The 15450-nt window shown below is 44.8% G+C and carries 18 protein-coding genes; 6 read left to right on the plus strand and 12 right to left on the minus strand.

The window, feature by feature from the left end; translation table 11 throughout:
- Positions 1–93: 93 nt before the first annotated feature.
- Positions 94–924: a putative ABC transporter permease gene (locus NE562_RS09605; RefSeq protein WP_280962196.1), complete on the minus strand. Its 831-nt coding sequence runs from the start codon at positions 922–924 to the stop codon at positions 94–96.
- Positions 925–1093: 169 nt separating this feature from the next.
- On the opposite strand from NE562_RS09605, the gene NE562_RS09610 reads away from it, so the two are divergent.
- Positions 1094–2275 carry an iron-containing alcohol dehydrogenase gene (locus NE562_RS09610; RefSeq protein WP_280962197.1) on the plus strand — a complete coding sequence of 394 codons (1182 nt, stop codon included), beginning with the start codon at positions 1094–1096 and terminating at the stop codon, positions 2273–2275.
- A gap of 58 nt (positions 2276–2333) precedes the next feature.
- Here the strand turns inward: NE562_RS09610 and NE562_RS09615 are convergent, their stop codons facing one another.
- The gene (locus NE562_RS09615) at positions 2334–2621 is read right to left on the minus strand and encodes a hypothetical protein (protein ID WP_280962198.1); all 288 of its coding nucleotides are present in this window, start codon (positions 2619–2621) and stop codon (positions 2334–2336) included.
- A gap of 178 nt (positions 2622–2799) precedes the next feature.
- Between NE562_RS09615 and NE562_RS09620 the strand changes: the two genes are divergently transcribed.
- Both NE562_RS09620 and NE562_RS09625 read left to right on the plus strand, forming a co-directional pair.
- Positions 2800–3735 (plus strand): hypothetical protein, encoded by a 936-nt coding sequence (locus tag NE562_RS09620; protein ID WP_280962199.1) that lies wholly within the window; start codon positions 2800–2802, stop codon positions 3733–3735.
- Between the two features lie 202 nt (positions 3736–3937).
- On the plus strand, positions 3938–5473 hold the full coding sequence (locus tag NE562_RS09625) for a DUF6056 family protein (RefSeq protein WP_280962200.1): 1536 nt from the start codon (positions 3938–3940) through the stop codon (positions 5471–5473).
- Between the two features lie 150 nt (positions 5474–5623).
- On the opposite strand, the gene NE562_RS09630 is transcribed toward NE562_RS09625, so the two are convergent.
- The 10 genes from NE562_RS09630 to NE562_RS09675 all read right to left on the minus strand — a co-directional run bounded on the left by NE562_RS09630 (position 5624) and on the right by NE562_RS09675 (position 14158).
- A complete protein-coding gene (locus NE562_RS09630) occupies positions 5624–6076 on the minus strand; it encodes a hypothetical protein (RefSeq protein WP_280962201.1) in 453 nt (150 codons plus the stop codon).
- Positions 6077–6447: 371 nt separating this feature from the next.
- Entirely contained in the window at positions 6448–6939 is a 492-nt protein-coding gene (locus NE562_RS09635) for a hypothetical protein (RefSeq protein ID WP_280962202.1), read from the minus strand.
- A 238-nt stretch (positions 6940–7177) separates the two neighbouring features.
- On the minus strand, positions 7178–8260 hold the full coding sequence (locus NE562_RS09640) for a sensor histidine kinase (protein ID WP_280962203.1): 1083 nt from the start codon (positions 8258–8260) through the stop codon (positions 7178–7180).
- A complete protein-coding gene (gene vanR, locus NE562_RS09645) occupies positions 8247–8945 on the minus strand; it encodes a VanR-ABDEGLN family response regulator transcription factor (RefSeq protein WP_280962204.1) in 699 nt (232 codons plus the stop codon). Before vanR ends, NE562_RS09640 begins: the two co-directional genes overlap by 14 nt.
- An 86-nt stretch (positions 8946–9031) precedes the next feature.
- Positions 9032–9517: a hypothetical protein gene (locus tag NE562_RS09650; protein ID WP_280962205.1), complete on the minus strand. Its 486-nt coding sequence runs from the start codon at positions 9515–9517 to the stop codon at positions 9032–9034.
- Positions 9518–9543: 26 nt separating this feature from the next.
- Positions 9544–10335, minus strand: a complete 792-nt coding sequence (locus tag NE562_RS09655) for a transposase (RefSeq protein ID WP_330645892.1) — start codon at positions 10333–10335, stop codon at positions 9544–9546.
- A gap of 75 nt (positions 10336–10410) precedes the next feature.
- Complete coding sequence (locus NE562_RS09660) at positions 10411–11160, minus strand: hypothetical protein (protein WP_280962206.1); 750 nt, start codon at positions 11158–11160, stop codon at positions 10411–10413.
- Positions 11161–11223: 63 nt separating this feature from the next.
- Positions 11224–11871, minus strand: coding sequence for a hypothetical protein (locus NE562_RS09665; RefSeq protein WP_280962207.1), 648 nt, complete (start codon positions 11869–11871; stop codon positions 11224–11226).
- A 344-nt stretch (positions 11872–12215) separates the two neighbouring features.
- Positions 12216–13475, minus strand: a complete 1260-nt coding sequence (locus NE562_RS09670; protein WP_280962208.1) for an ATP-binding protein — start codon at positions 13473–13475, stop codon at positions 12216–12218.
- Complete coding sequence (locus NE562_RS09675; protein ID WP_280962209.1) at positions 13475–14158, minus strand: LytR/AlgR family response regulator transcription factor; 684 nt, start codon at positions 14156–14158, stop codon at positions 13475–13477. Before NE562_RS09675 ends, NE562_RS09670 begins: the two co-directional genes overlap by 1 nt.
- 141 nt (positions 14159–14299) lie before the next feature.
- Between NE562_RS09675 and NE562_RS09680 the strand changes: the two genes are divergently transcribed.
- The 3 genes from NE562_RS09680 to NE562_RS09690 all read left to right on the plus strand — a co-directional run bounded on the left by NE562_RS09680 (position 14300) and on the right by NE562_RS09690 (position 15417).
- Positions 14300–14905, plus strand: coding sequence for an accessory gene regulator ArgB-like protein (locus tag NE562_RS09680; protein WP_280962210.1), 606 nt, complete (start codon positions 14300–14302; stop codon positions 14903–14905).
- The gene (locus tag NE562_RS09685; protein ID WP_280962211.1) at positions 14902–15036 is read left to right on the plus strand and encodes a cyclic lactone autoinducer peptide; all 135 of its coding nucleotides are present in this window, start codon (positions 14902–14904) and stop codon (positions 15034–15036) included. The genes NE562_RS09680 and NE562_RS09685 overlap by 4 nt, the downstream gene beginning before the upstream one ends.
- 81 nt (positions 15037–15117) lie before the next feature.
- Positions 15118–15417, plus strand: coding sequence for a hypothetical protein (locus NE562_RS09690; protein ID WP_280962212.1), 300 nt, complete (start codon positions 15118–15120; stop codon positions 15415–15417).
- Positions 15418–15450 lie beyond the last annotated feature (33 nt).

Genomic DNA, 15450 nt, shown 5'->3' on the forward strand with positions numbered 1-15450 from the left:
CACCCGGAGCGGGCAGTTTAGCAAGCGAAAAACTGCCAAAACGGATGGGCTCAAATATATTCTTTTCCATCATTTTGTGCATTTTATGTGTATTTAACCGCGCTTCTTCGTTTGTACGTGTTTTTTCAGCTTTTGAAGCACGTCGTCATACTGCGCCGAACGGGCCGTCGGGTTGCCGCGCAGCAGGCTTTTCCGGGTGCGTTTCAGGCCTTCCGCGCGTTCGTCAAAGCGGGCGCGCACCTCGTCCAGCCGGGCAAGGATCTCTTCTTTGGCGTCCGTGGCTTTTTCCATCGCGTCGTCTAGGCGCTCGTTCAGCTCGCCGCGCGCTTCGTCCACGCGGTAGGATAGGTTGGTCAGCTTGACCATAGCGGTTTCGGAAAGCTGCTCACGCAGCTCTTCGCCCTGCTGACGCAGCTTGTCGAGCTCTTCCAGCACCTTGGCCAGATCGAGCGCGGTGCGCACGGAAACAGCCACATCGGAAGCAAACATCGCGGTCAGCGCCACACAGACCAAGATCAGCGTCAGCTGCGGCAGCCAAATGACGAGGGTCTCGATCGGCGGGTGGATGAACCGGGCGAGAATAAGCCCCATAAAGCCCCAGCAGATCGAGCTTTGCAGACAAATGCGTCCCTGAAACTGGAACCGGTGCTCGGAATAATCCCAGTACTTTACCTTAAACATGGTCTCCATCAGCCAGCCGACAAGGTATTCAAAAATCGTCGCGGCGATCATGCTCCAAAGGAAAAGCGCGATCGGGCGGTCATGCAGCGGCAGCGAGATATGCAGAAGCATGGTCGCGCCAAAGCCGTAGATCGGCAGCATGGGCCCCCGCAAAAAGCCGCGGTTGACCGCGTGCCGCTGCTGGACCGAAACAACCGTCGATTCAAAGCACCAGCCGAGGAAACAATAAATATAAAATATCAAAAGCCATTGCAAAAAGGAATACTCGTACACAGTAATCAATGCCCGCTCTTTCTTTGAAAATAGTGCCTCTTTATTGTATCGGATATTTTGACTTTTGGCAAGTACATGGGTATAATACAAAGTAATACAGAAGCTATTGGCGACGAAAGATGAAGGGGTGGAACATAACATGCAAAATTTTACGCTTAAGCTGCCGACTGAGATCGTGTTTGGCCGGGCAATCGAGGACCAGATTGGAGAAAAGCTGGGGGCGCTTGGCGCGCGGCGCGTCATGGTGCACTTTGGCGGTTCCAGCGCGCGCGGAAGCGGCCTGCTGGGCCGCGTCGAGGAAAGCCTTGGCCGCGCAGGCTTGACGTTTATTGAGCTTGGCGGCGTTTCACCCAACCCGAAGCTTTCGCTTGTGCGCGAGGGGATCGAAATGGCAAAGCGCGAAGGGGTCGATTTTATTCTGGCCGTGGGCGGCGGCTCGGTCATCGACTCGGCGAAGGGCATCGGCATGGGCGTCGCCACCGGGCGCGACCCGTGGGAATTTGCCTGCGCCGGCACCGCGCCCGATTCCACCCTGCCCATCGGCACCGTGCTTACGCTTGCGGCAGCGGGCAGCGAAATGAGCAACTCCTGCGTTCTCACCAATGAGGAAACCATGGAGAAGCGCGGCATCACCAGCCAGACCAACCGTCCGTGCATCAGCTTTTTAAATCCGGAGAATACCTACACCGTATCCAAGTTCCAGACCGGCTGCGGCGTGGTCGATATTATGATGCATACGTTCGAGCGTTATTTTATGCCGGGCAACGCGGATACCGATCTGACCGACCGTCTGGCCGAAGGACTGCTCATCGCCGTGCGCGACGCGGGCCGCCGCGCCATCGCGAACCCGCGCGATTATGAAGCGCGCGCCACATTGATGTGGGCGGGCAGCCTATCCCACAACAACCTGACCGAGCTGGGCCGCGTCAATAAGTTCTTCCCGGTTCACAAGATCGAACATGAATTTTCCGCCCTGCACGATGAGATCGCGCACGGCGCGGGCCTGTCGGTACTATTCCCCGCGTGGGCTAAATTCGTCATGCCGCATGATGTGAACCGGTTTGCGCAGCTTGCGAACCGTGTTTTCGGCGTGGAAATGGATTTTGACCGCCCGGAACGCACCGCGGCCGAAGGCATCGAAACGATCAAGCGCTTTTTTGAAGAGATCGACATGCCGGTGCACATGTCCCAGCTTGGAATTGTTCCCGGGGAATATGAGAAGTTGGCTGAAAACGCCATGCATACCGTGGGTGGTCCGGTCAAAAGCCATATCCCGCTAGGCAAGGACGAACTGACCCAAATCTTCAAGCTTGCGGAATAATGGAAACAAACAGCCGCGCGGTGAATACAAGATTCGCCGCGCGGCTGTTTGTTCACTCTCACTGTCCCGGTAAAAAACTCCAGTCTAGAACATTTTGGCCAAACAATACAAACAAACCCAGTGCAAAAAATAACAGATAAAGCAGCAGCATAACATATCCCTGCCCTTGTCGAATCTCGTAGATGCTTTCCACCACTGCGTCGGCTGTAATGATAATAAGCACGGGGATACGGATCCAAAACGGAAGCGGCCAATGTGCCTGAAATAGGTTGATGAGCAATATTATCACGATCAAACAGATACTGACCGCGGCCAGCCAACGCGGCTTTTTTTCCGGCAGCTTCATGTACATACCTCTTTTTAAAGGGTCGAGCGTGGATGATTTTTCACCTACAGTATACACCCGCAAACAAAAAGGAACAAGGCGATCCGAGAAAATGAGGGGCTGTCTACACAATATATTTCTTTAGTGGCGGCAGGGGTTATGCTATAATAAGGGCAGTGAAAGCGGGAGGTACATAGAGATGACCGAATTTGATCAGCAGCTCCATCTATTAAGCGGGCAGATCGCGCGGCAAAAGAAACTGCGCGCCATGCTGCAGGATCTTTACAGCCAACAGCGCGAGCTGGAAGCGCGGGAAACCGAGCTTGCGGCCCGCCGGGCCGAGGAACAGAAGGATGTGGACCGTTTAGAGGGCCGCAGTCTGGCTGCGTTTTTTTACGGTATGCTGGGCAAGAAGGAGGAAAAGCTCGATCAGGAGCAGCGGGAAGCTTATGCGGCTGCCGTCAAGCACGACAGCGTGGTGCGGGAGCTTGCGGCGGTAAAGCAGGATATCCGTTCGTGGGAGAATGAGCTTGCCGCGCTGAACGGTTGTGAAAAGCAGTATCAGGACGTGCTGGCTGCAAAGACCGAAGCGCTGAAACACAGCGACCCGGTGCGCGGGGAACAGATCTTGCAGCTGGAACGGCGCATTGCGGCGTGCAGCAGCCAACTGAAAGAGATTCGCGAAGCGGCCGACGCCGGGCAGAACGCGCTTTCCACCGCAAACGGCATTGCGTCCAGCCTGAACAGCGCCGAAAGCTGGGGCACTTGGGATATACTGGGCGGCGGCCTTGTTACCGACATGGTCAAGCACAGCCATTTGGACGAAGCGCAAACAAAGGTGGAAGAACTGCAAATGCAGCTTCGCCGCTTCAAAACCGAGCTGAGCGATGTGACGATTTACGCGGATATGCAGATACAGATCGACGGTTTTCTGCGCTTTGCCGATTACTTTTTCGATAATCTGTTTACCGATTGGGCGGTGTTGGACCACATACATAACTCGCAGGAGCAGGTAAACAGCGTGACCGCCCAGATCCAAACCGTGCTCAATCAACTGAACGAAATGAAAAGCGCCTGCGAAGCATCCCGAGAGCAGGCCCAAACCGAGCTGGACGCGTTTATCGTTCAAGCGTAAATACAAGGACCCGTGTTCCTGCCACCAAAGCAGGAACACGGGTCTGTTTGATATAACACAAAAGGGACGGTTCTTTTGTGTGAAGGAATACATTTTTTAAGTGCCTAAGGAAAAAACAGAAGAACTATTCGTTAGGCGCTTCTTGGAACTCTTTTCCTAATGTGCTATAATAGCTTTATATTTCAATAATGGAGAGTTTGCAATGCAACAACATAACGACTTGCACAATCGGTGCAAATACCGATGCGCGATAGCGATGGGGATCGTAATATTGCTCTCGATTTTACCGCTATATTTGATTTCCCGCTATGCCTACCTTTCCGCTGATGACTTCTCATATCTGGCCACGACCGCACCCGTATGGGATGCCACACATTCCATCGGTGAAGTTGTGCATGCGTCAGCCAGTGCCACGGTACAGCGGTATTTTGAGTGGCAGGGTAATTTTTCTTTTATTTTTCTTACCTTTTTACATCCGGCTGCGTTTGGACAAGCGCTTTATGGCGTAACGCCGGTGTTCGTTCTCACGATTTTTTGCGCGGCATTTTTATTCTTCTGTAAAGTGGTGCTTCGTAACTACATGGGCGCTTCAAAGGTTGATTTTTGGCTCGTTAGTTTGCCGCTGCTGTTTTTATCCGTACAGTATATGTACTCTCCGGTTGAGGGGCTCTATTGGCATCCCGGCGCGATTTCATATACTTTCTTCTATGCTCTGGGTCTGGTGCTGCTCGCCTTGCTTTTACTGCTGATAAAAGCAGAGCGAGCCGGTATGCAGATCGTGATCTTTGCTCTTGCTGTTTTTCTTTCCATAGCCGTTGGCGGAAGCAATTATTCAACTGTTCTACTTTGTGTTTTGGTCAGCCTGTTGCTTGCTATATATTGTGGATTACAACGCCAACGCAAACAGACCGTTTTCCTTTCGATTATTTTTGCCATTCTGGCCATTTGTTTGTTAATCAGCATGATGGCGCCTGGAAATGCGCTGCGGCAATCGCAGGTTGGCGCGTCGAGTATTCCGCGCGGCATTATACTTGCCCTTGTGTACGGTGCTTACAGCTTTGCAAATGCAACTACCCTGCCTGCCGTGGTCTGCTTCCTCTTTTTGATCCCGCTTCTGTATCGTCTTGCGCAGGGCAGTAGTTTCCGCTTTTCACATCCGCTTTGGGCAATGCTGCTTTTATTTGGACTTTATTCGTCGCTTGGCGCCCCTTGTTTTTATGCGCTAGGGTTCTCTATTCCAGAGCGAAATATCAATTTGATTTATTTTAGCTATTATCTTGTTGTACTGTTGGCGCTGTTCTATTGTTTAGGCTATCTCTCACGACAAAGCGCACGATTGCCGCGTTTATTGAACGCACTGGATGAACTCTGCAACTTTTATAAGCGCCGGTTTGACACAGTATTCATCGCATTTTGTCTCATTTTCACTGCTTCTTGCGTGGGGGTATGTACGATTACAAAAGGTGTGGATGGCAGTCCGGCGGTTGCCCATTTGCCGGCTGGTGTGAGCGCGGCGCAATCATTGCTCAACGGCGAAGCAAAAGCATTTTATACAGAAATGCTGGAACGCGATCAACTTTGTCGGTCAAGTGAAGAACGCGATATTGTTTTGTCTCCTCTTTCTGCGGCGCCTTATGTATTGGCCTATATGGATATTACTGAGGACCCAAATGATTGGAAGAATCTCTGTATGGCGCAGTATTATGAGAAAAATAGCATTACACTTCAGCAAAAATAAAAAAGCAAGGCTATTGGTAACCGGATGCCGGTGCAGCATACAATGTTTGAACCGGCCAAATGAATCCGTGCGCCAATGGCCTTGTTTTTTTATACGCGAAATGCTGATAAACTCGACGGCTTTTCTAATAAATTGCCGTCCAAACGTGACTTAATTTCCAACCGCAGAACGGTGTTTGATCATATAAATTCCAATCAAACAACAAATAAACAATACTCCGGCGTAAATTGTCAAAGCAATCCCCACTACCATTGCATGATCGAAGTACCCCAAAGGTATAAACTGTCCAATCACTGGAAGAAGAATAAGCATTAATTCAAGTGAAATCGTATAGAACGAATCGTGAAACGCCAACATAAAAACTGAAATTGCAAATACGGTTAGCCAATGTAAAGCGGCATAGACCAGCGATTCAGCTTTTTTGCTTTGAAAAAGATAGGGAATCAGCATAGCATTTAAGACTGCATATGCTATGGTCAACAGAATGTGAAACCATGTTATTCCGTAATAGGGTAGTAACGCATACCATAGGTTTATGGGAAGCAATATCACCCCAAATAAACAAGGAATTTTCGGAAGCCAAAACGATTTTCTAAAACTCATTTATACTCCTTTTATGAACAGGAGGCCGATTACTCGGCCTTTCGTTATCTGTGTAAATGTTGACAGCCAGTGTCCGGTTTGAAACGATATACTATTTTCAATAAAGTGACTTGCTTGATAAGATTTTCGTACATACCATCTTCACTGATTATATATTGTAGTCCGTTCATATTAGGACCATATACGATAAATGATGGCCGTCCATCACTAAAAAGATATATGCTGCCTAATGCCGCGCAGCATGACAGGATAGTTGCCGCTTTCGCGTTTTTGTCTAGTCCCTTTGGGCATAAAATCACCCCACTCGCACCATAGCATACGAATGGGGGGATTGTCAACACGGAGGAACCGTTCCTGTGTGCATAAGTAATTTAATTGGCATAATTCACTTTTATACACTCCGTAAATCCAGACGGATCACCCGACTTTGCTTTGTCGATATTATCACGAAGATATTGACGGGTTGCATCGTCACAGCGATCTGCGCCCATATAGGGCATGTCAAACGCTTTTTCCAATTCTTCCAATGCTTTTTCTGCACGTTTTGGATCAGTGTTATAGGTGTCCAGCCATTCTTTCATCCAGTAGTATTCCCAAAGGTTTGAAGCGCTTGTATCGCCATAGCCAATCTGGAAAGACGCGCCGGTATCTTCTCCTTCCAGTTTTTCCGGCAAAGTGACACCTTTAGGCCAGTTCAAATTGTCGATGGATTGCAGATATTCGGCTTCTATATGTTCAAAGTCGGTAAAATCTTTCGCATCCGAGTTGGAATGGGAACACCCTGCCATCACCAGACAGGCAAGCAGCATGATACCCATAAGAATTTGTTTTACACCATTGGCTTTCTTACTCATTTTTTTCATGTTATAAATCCTCCTTGAATGATACTGATAAGTGCTAGGGCCGGCAATGACCCGCCGAGCAGTGCCGTGGCGGCGAATGCCGCAATCGTAAATGGTTGCTACGAATTTTATATTTGAAAAAGTAGAAATAAAAAGGCTCCTACTCTGATGTTTTCATTGTATCAGAATAGGAGTCTTTATTTCTTTGTTTGTACACAAGAGAATCCTCTTTTATACTACGGAATTTCTTACGATTTTCCTACGAAAGAGGGAGGGTAACGGTAAATCTGATTTTTTCATTCTCGCTTTCTGCAATAATGGTTCCTTTGTGAAGGTCTACAATTTGTTTGGCAATGGCAAGGCCCAAACCAGCGCCGCCGCTTGTGCTCCTTGCTGTATCAAGGCGATAAAACTGTTCAAATACCTGCGACAGCTTTTCCTTTGGGATCGTATTACCGCAATTTTCAAATGCAATGCTCATCCTGTCTTCCTGCTGCGCCGCTGTAATCGTAATGGTTGTATCGTGGAAGCTATAAATAACCGCATTGCGAAGAAGATTATCAAACACACGTTGTATTTTATCTGCGTCACAGCGAAGGGTTACACTTTTCGGGGCACAAAGATCACATTGCAGGTTTTTATCTTTAAACATGGGATTGAATTCGTATATAAGCTGCTCAAGCAAGCGCGTCAAGTCTATTTCCGTATATTGTAAAGTAATATTAGATAAATTGAATCTTGTAATTTCAAAAAATTCATTGATTAGGTCTTCAAGCCGTTCCGCTTTATTGAGAGAGATAGAAAGATATTTCGTCCTAAGTTCTTCTGAAATTTGCGGTTCATCGCGCAATAGCATTAAATAGCCCATTACAGAAGAAAGCGGGGTTTTTAGATCGTGTGCAAGGTACATGATCAAATCGTTTTTTCGTTGTTCGTTCTCTTTTGCCAGTCTTGCATTATTTTCAGACTCTTGTTTTAAGTGGTTGATCTTTAACGCGATCTCGCTAAGCTCCGGCGATAGTTCAATGTAATCTACGTTTTTATCAAATAATTTGCCAGTGGCCTGCTGCAATTCATCCACATAAGCGACCACTTTCTTTAGTAGCCGGTATGTAAGAATGATGATGCACACAGCCCATAGTATAGTAGCCGCGGCTCCTAAATAGAGGGAACGGTAAACCATATAATACTGCGGAACATATTTGCTAAGCACCCATTGTAAACCCATGCCCAACAAATTAGAAGCGATTAGGATAATTGCAGATATAATTCCGCACTGGATGATATAGCTTTTGAAAAGGGTTTTCAGCAGATTATTTTTCTCCCCTTTATTCGATTTCATAGCCTACACCCCAAACCGTTTTTATAAATCTTGGCTTTTTTGGTGGTTCGTTCAGCTTTTCTCTAAGGCGGCCAATGTGCGCCATTACGGTGCTGTTATTGTTCAGATATTTTTCTTTCCATACGGCTTCAAACAATTCTTCTGAAGGTATGACTTTACCCTGATGTTCGCACAGATACCAAAGAATCGAAAACTCAATGGGAGTCAGCGACAATTCCTTTCCATACAAAAAGCATTTGTGGCTATCTTTATTGATCACAAGACCTCTGATGTCAAATTCCGTCTTTTCAACAGATTGTCTTAAAACAGAGGTATTATATTTGGAACAACGTCTTAATTGTGTTTTTACCCTTGCAACAACCTCCAATGGGTTAAACGGCTTGGTCATATAATCGTCTGCCCCAATGGTTAATCCCATGATCTTATCGCTGTCCTCAATTTTAGCGGTTAGCATAATAACAGGAAAATAGAAATTTTCCCTTATTTTTTGGCAGATACGAAACCCGTCCGTATCCGGTAACATAACGTCTATTATCGCCAAATCAATTTCCGTTTCTTGCATACATTGTAAAGCATCAGTCCCATTATAAAACTTGTATACGGTATAATTGTCATTCGTCAAATAGACTTCAAGCAGATCGGCAATCTCTTTTTCATCATCTACAACAAGAATTTTCTCATTCATCGTCATTGCTCCTTATATTTAAACACAACACACAGGGACGGTTCTTCTGTGTTATTTATTTCTGACGATACCAAGCGACCAGCCGGTTAAACGGACGATCGTTCTGCCGATATGAATAACGTGACTTGATCTAATAGTTTATTGTACATACCATCCTCACGAATAATAAGCTGTAGCCCGTTCATATTAGGCCCGTTTACTATAAAAGAAGACTGTCCTTCACTAAATAGGTATATGCTGACATGAATAGGTGAAGTAGAACTAGAGAGACGGATTTCTTGAACAGAATTATCCTTATAAGAAGAGTTAAAATTAAAAAGAGGGAATCGTCGACGTACATTTAAATGGTTGATACTTGCACAAAAATTTTTACTCTGAGCTTCAGAAAGATCATAAAACTGACCAGAAGAATAGACAGAAATTTTAACATCTTCTTCTATGGGAAGCGAGTACTTAAATGTAATGCAAGAAAAAATATAATATCCTACTAACAATACTAATACTGCTACTATAAAAAAACGAAATTTACGTGTAGTTCTCACAAAGGCTTCACCTGCTTTTTCTCTGCACACATGCACACAGGGACGGTTCTTCTGTGTTATTTATTTCTGACGATACCAAGGGACCAGCCGGTTAAACGGACGATCTGCCGAAGGGATGCGCCATTTTGTTTGAGCGCGGCGATTGCGCATTTGCGCGTATCAGTGGACAAACCTTGCAGTGTAGCGGGTTCGTCCGTGCCGCAAAGAGTTTTTAGCAGCTTTTTTGCATCACTATCCGAATACCGATGTGTGTCGCTGATATCCATACAGGTGGTTTCAACCGGTTTTGCATGTAGCTTTTTCAAAACTTTAATGCTGCGCGCATGGTCATAATCCAGCATGGTTAATACCTGCGCAGTGTCGCAGAATGTGTCCGCACCTAGGTAGCCGGAGTAACTGCTCCATCGGTAATCCGTTGGATGACTGCACAGCTTGGCTTGGACCGGATTCTGGTGGATATACCGCAGGACGGAAAGGAAATAAGCGTCGTCATCGACTGGCTCACTGCGAAAACGGTCTTGGAACAAATGTCCGGAACGGATATATTTGTAATTATACCACGAAACATAGCGCACACCAATGCGCTTGAAAATCTGTTCAAGTGATTCAGCGTTCGGCATGGTTTGCAGAAGTAGATGAATGTGGTTGCTCATCAGACAATAGGCATATAAATGAAAACCGCTGATCGCTTTGCAATCACAGAGTATTTGCAGAAATTTTTCGCGATCTTCATCGGTTTCAAAAATGTTTTGCTGATTCACGCCGCGCAGCATGATATGGTAGTTGCCGCTTTCACTTTTTTGTCTAGGTCCTCTAGGCATAAAATCACCCCACTCGCACCATAACATACGAGTGGGGTGATTGTCAACACAGAAGAACCGTCCCTGTGTGCATTGGGGACACGTTAACCGTCCCTGTGTGCATTAAGTAGATTCACTCCAAAACGGAATATGGATTTTGCATATCCAATTCGACAGATTATGTTCATTTTCGGTGATAAGTAAGTCAAAGTCTAATGTCTGAAAATTTTCATGGGGAGTAAAATCAAGTGTAATATGACTCTTATTTGTTTCATTTTCATCTTGTTCTATTGAGTATGTAACATATGGAGTAAGTTCATCTGGAAAAACAACATCATAATACAGAGTTTGCGCTATATCCATTTCATCAGTGCTTAAAGATAATGTTATGACAAATTGATTGTTATATGATGTAGCATTTATCTCTGGCGACGTCTTTAAAGTTTCACTTGACTCTAGTATGTCGGGTATCAAATAAAAATTGTATTCGCCTGCATACAGGTCGATGTATTCGCCATTTTTGTTATTAAATCGAATAGAATTAAAGGCTTCAATATACTTTTTAATATTAATTTTTATACAGTCTTGCTTAGACTCCAAAACAGAAATGTTTGAATATACAATCTCTTTATCATTAAGCAAATCAATTGTTGAAAATGGAATTTGTTCTATTTCATCACCAAATAGTAGTGTTATGTCTGTTCCTACGCCGGATCTGTAATAATAATACGAGTGTTTATTTATATTAATGGATTCTAATAATTCTTTGTTAATCTGAGGGCTATGGCTAAATGAAAGTAATGCAATAATAAGCAAAGAAATTGTACTGAGAATAATTAGTGAACAGCGTCTATATTTAAGAAGACGTATCATATAATTGCTCCTTACAAGATCAGCATGTGTTTTATTAAAACACATGCTGATCTTAAATATTATTTACAAAGCAACTTTATAAATATCGTAGTCAGTGCCATAGGGTTCTGTAGTAGATGCCCTATAAATAGTATAACCATTGCCAATAGCTTTAGGTTTTAAATAGATATAGTATTTGGTCTGCATATTTACCCATGATTTTAAGCAATGTTTATAACCAACGGCCGGATTTTTAAGAACAATTGATACAGTTTTTTTGTATGTTTCACCTTTTCCGTATGACATATTAGCATTTGCAAAATCTTCAAAACCAAATTCAACGCTCCCAGAAATGCTAGCGGTTACAGAATGCGCATTTTCAAGATTAATTGTACTAACTGCGGTTCGCACGCTATAAGTATCCTCTTGTTCATTAGTATGATACCGATAAACACCATTTGTGCCCTTATCAGTTTCAAGGCACCATTGCTTTGGAACATAAATTCCATCACGAAGAATAGGGAGATCCATATCTTCAGGTTCAGCGCTTACCTGAGGAGCTGAATCGCTGTAAGGAAGATCATCTATTGCGATAAGATTCCCGTTTTCATAGGTAAAGCTATGATTGGTGCCTTGCTGGATTTCAATTTCATTGGTAGCACTAGCCGCAAAAGCACCTGCCGTAGTTAAGCACAGCGTTAGCATAAAAATGCAGAATCGCTTAAATTTCATGTTTTTACCTCTTTTCGCCAAGTTTTTAAGATTTTTATTCTTTTGTATTTTCGTTAGAAATACCCTATGCCCGCAAAGTAATTTTTAAATGAGTTTATAAGCATGGCGCAAACATTTGCATACATCTTTTATTATAACTGCATCGGACTCCCTCCTCATCCATTCAACCCGTTCGACTAAAATTTTGTATTTTCCTTGTTGCCTCACAGTCTAACAGCTTCCCAATCCGCTTGCAATAGATTTGCAATAACCGGTCGGTTTTCTGCAATAACTGGTAGGCATAGTTGAAAAGAGGGCAGGCTCCACACGGAAAACATGTGGAGCCTGCCCTCTAACAATACTGCCTAGACATTCAGTGTGATAGAGACAGTGTAAACGCCGTTCTCCTTTGTTGCATTGTAAATACCGCTGTTTTTTTCAACGCAATATTGCACATTTTTCAGACCATAGCCATGTATGGAAGGGTCTCGATGTGGTACGAACAGGGGATCGTAAGTATTTGAAATTTCATAAAGCAGCAAGCTGCCGTTTTGCCGAAACAGAATAGAGACCCACTTTTCTGCTTTCGGGTCCTTGATATTTTCACATGCCTGAATCGCGTTATCCAGCGTATTACCTATGATGACGCTTAAATCCAGAGGGGAGATATTTAAATCCGCAGCGGTAGAGCCTTCCAGCTTTATTTTGATCCCTTTGGATTTTGCTTCGCGGATACCGCGATCAAGGATCGCGCTGATTACCGCGTTATCCAGCCGCACAAAATCGCCAAGGCCGGAAAACTGATGGTTTAGCTCATTCAGGCTGGCCGCGGCCTGCGGCTGATCAGCACTGACCAGCGCGGAAACGGCGTTGATCTGCTTTTTGATATCGTGCCACATGGAACGGGTGCGTTCCTGCTCTTCCAGCATGATTTTGTAATACTCGATTTGCGTTTGCAGTTGTTGCTCCGCTATCGCTTTCTTTTGTGCGGCGTCATATCCAGCCTTCATATAAACCAGATAAGCATAAAGAATAATGTTGATATACAACAGGCCTATAAGCGAAACGGTTAAGAAAATGGGATGTGGAGAAGAAAGCTGCATTGCAGTTCGCCATAGCAAGGCACAGGCAAAGATACTAAACACCTGACAGAGCAGAAGGGGCAGGATACGGAAAAACGGCATTTCAAACAACCCGTGTTTGCCACGGGAAGCCGATAACAGAATGATGCTCAACTGCACGGTTTTTGCTAAAATAATGAAGATTGCGCGGTGCTGAGGGCTTGTCATAAGCTGTGCATTATCCAAATGAAACAAGTAAAGCAGCCCCATACTAAGCAGGTCTACCACGATTGCGATAGATGAAAAAAGAACAGCAAAGCCCACTGCTTGCCAGACCTTACTCAAATAGAAACGGAAAACGAACAACGTAAGCAAACCGGTCAATAAGATAAGCCGTATGGTTGAGCTGGAAACAAACAGGCTAAGAAGCAGATTGCACAGGAAAAATCCGCCGTAGTAAAATGGGCGGTAAAGAATCGGTTTACTTTCAAATAAGCCTTGCGCCAGTATGTAAACAAGAATAGTTTCAAAAAAAGCGGCTGCTATTTCAATGATAAGAAGCATTAGTGTGACCTCAAATATTTTTGTAGTGTGTCCTGAAAGTCTTTTTTCCTTGCACGGCTAATTGGTATTTCTGTACCATCGATCAAAACGGTGGTGAACAAAGAAATACGGCTGACATACTGCAAATTGACTAAATAGCTGTTATGGATGCGGCAAAAGCCTGCCGCTGCCAGCTCCCGCTCCGCTTGCTTCAGTGTAAGGCGTGTTTCGTAGGTTTCATCCTTACTGTGGATTATAGCGGTAAACTTAAAAGTTTCGATGTAGTAAATATCCTTTGTCGGTAGAATAACCAATTCCCCATCCTGCGTAAAGGAGAGTGTTGCCGGGGCGATAGCGCAAAGCGCTGCATCCATCACCGTGCAAAATTCTTGAAACTGAATAGGCTTGACCAGAAAGCGAAAAGCCACACCGTAGCCGGAAACCGCAAAACCCGTATTTTTAGTAGTAAATATAACAAGCGGAGGTTTGGCGCGTCGACTAAGCTGCTCCGCTGCCTGATAGCCCGTGGGTTCTGGCATTTCAATATCCAGAAGTACCAAGTCATAGAAGCTATTTTCAAATGCCTGTAGAAGATCTGCGGCTGCATAAAAAACATCGGCTTGCAGTGTAGGATCGTATTGGGCCAGCAGGGCTTGTATGTGTTGTAATTCCTGTTTCTCGTCATCACAAATAGCAATATTCATAATAACCCTCTTCATTCTTACTTGTTATAGCCTCACTTTACTGCGGTGGCACCCAGTTGTTGCAAAATAACAACCAGTTATTGCAAAACGATAGACAAAGATTCCCAATATAGCTATAATCTATTGAAAAGAGATAGGAAGATGGCGCCGAAATTGATAAAGAGTTTTTCTGACCGAATATCGGATTTTTTTATCAGGCAAAAAATTATTACAGACGACCGGCGGGCAGTGTATTCCTATGGCCTTGAGTTGCTGCTTTCAACGCTGATTTCCCTTTTGGGCGTTGGTATCGCTTCGCTGCTGCTAAAGGATTTTTTAGGATACCTTTGTTTTTTGGCCGCGTTTATTCCCTTTCGCCTTTGGGCAGGTGGGTATCATGCGGATTCTCACTTTAGCTGTTTTTTCTGTTTTCTCGGTATTTTCGGTGCGGCATTCGCTGTTACACTGCTGCTGCCGCAAACCATCTGGAAAGTGGCGGCTATTGCAGCGGCGGTAATCAGCTTGTGCCTGATCCTTCCATTGGCCCCATTAGCGCATCCAAACAAAAGGGTGAATGAGCAAAAGAGACAAAGGAATAAAAAACGAAGTTTCATTCTAGCCATACTTTATTTAATACTTGCAATCACTTGGCTGTTATTGCCCGCTGCTTCTTTTAAATGGCTATTCCATTTGTTTTTAGGCGAGTTTTTTGCCGCTCTTTCGCTTGCGGCAGGAAAAATAAAAAATTTAAGGAGGTCTTCCCCATGAAAAAGCTTTACGGATTCTTTTTGAAAAGCGCAAGTGCGCTAGCCGCGCTGACACTGGTTATTGCCACGGTAGCAAATGGCTCCACCTGCTGGTTTACTTCTTATCAGCCGGAAGAGCCTGATATGGATTGACACAACACACACGGTTCTTCTGTGTGATATGTTTCTGACAGTGCCAAGGGACAAATCTTAAACAATGCGGTGGAATTTCCCATGACGCAGAGTGTTTCCGGCAATTCGCCTGCAATGAAAGCCGCTGACCGCCTTGCAATCGCAGAGTATTTGCAGGAGCTTTTCGCGATTTTCATCCGGCTCTTTCTGATCACTGGGCAATCGATAATTCAGACCAAAAAGTTCATTCGCTTTAGCTTGACTTTTGTTTCCATTTTTGATAATATTAAATTAATCCACAAAAACCCGAGTTGCCGCTCTGCGGCAAGGTGTCCAGCCTTTCGGTTTTATGTGGATTTTTTAATGCAATTATACATAATCCCCTTTCTTAAAATGAAATAAAGTAAATGATTCCAGTTAGACGCCGTAGGAAGT

Origin of the sequence: Butyricicoccus faecihominis (genome assembly GCF_024462775.1) — a bacterium.
Classification (GTDB): Bacteria; Bacillota; Clostridia; order Oscillospirales; family Butyricicoccaceae; genus Agathobaculum; species Agathobaculum faecihominis_A.

Coding starts and splice junctions, on each gene's coding strand:
- NE562_RS09680 (WP_280962210.1), top strand. CDS start 14,300: ATGGCGCCGAAATTGATAAAGAGTTTTTCTGACCGAATATCGGATTTT.
- NE562_RS09660 (WP_280962206.1), bottom strand. CDS start 11,160: ATGATACGTCTTCTTAAATATAGACGCTGTTCACTAATTATTCTCAGT.
- NE562_RS09655 (WP_330645892.1), bottom strand. CDS start 10,335: ATGTTATGGTGCGAGTGGGGTGATTTTATGCCTAGAGGACCTAGACAA.
- NE562_RS09640 (WP_280962203.1), bottom strand. CDS start 8,260: ATGAAATCGAATAAAGGGGAGAAAAATAATCTGCTGAAAACCCTTTTC.
- NE562_RS09635 (WP_280962202.1), bottom strand. CDS start 6,939: ATGAAAAAAATGAGTAAGAAAGCCAATGGTGTAAAACAAATTCTTATG.
- NE562_RS09685 (WP_280962211.1), top strand. CDS start 14,902: ATGAAAAAGCTTTACGGATTCTTTTTGAAAAGCGCAAGTGCGCTAGCC.
- vanR (WP_280962204.1), bottom strand. CDS start 8,945: ATGAATGAGAAAATTCTTGTTGTAGATGATGAAAAAGAGATTGCCGAT.
- NE562_RS09670 (WP_280962208.1), bottom strand. CDS start 13,475: ATGCTTCTTATCATTGAAATAGCAGCCGCTTTTTTTGAAACTATTCTT.
- NE562_RS09610 (WP_280962197.1), top strand. CDS start 1,094: ATGCAAAATTTTACGCTTAAGCTGCCGACTGAGATCGTGTTTGGCCGG.
- NE562_RS09615 (WP_280962198.1), bottom strand. CDS start 2,621: ATGAAGCTGCCGGAAAAAAAGCCGCGTTGGCTGGCCGCGGTCAGTATC.
- NE562_RS09620 (WP_280962199.1), top strand. CDS start 2,800: ATGACCGAATTTGATCAGCAGCTCCATCTATTAAGCGGGCAGATCGCG.
- NE562_RS09690 (WP_280962212.1), top strand. CDS start 15,118: ATGACGCAGAGTGTTTCCGGCAATTCGCCTGCAATGAAAGCCGCTGAC.
- NE562_RS09665 (WP_280962207.1), bottom strand. CDS start 11,871: ATGAAATTTAAGCGATTCTGCATTTTTATGCTAACGCTGTGCTTAACT.
- NE562_RS09625 (WP_280962200.1), top strand. CDS start 3,938: ATGCAACAACATAACGACTTGCACAATCGGTGCAAATACCGATGCGCG.
- NE562_RS09675 (WP_280962209.1), bottom strand. CDS start 14,158: ATGAATATTGCTATTTGTGATGACGAGAAACAGGAATTACAACACATA.
- NE562_RS09630 (WP_280962201.1), bottom strand. CDS start 6,076: ATGAGTTTTAGAAAATCGTTTTGGCTTCCGAAAATTCCTTGTTTATTT.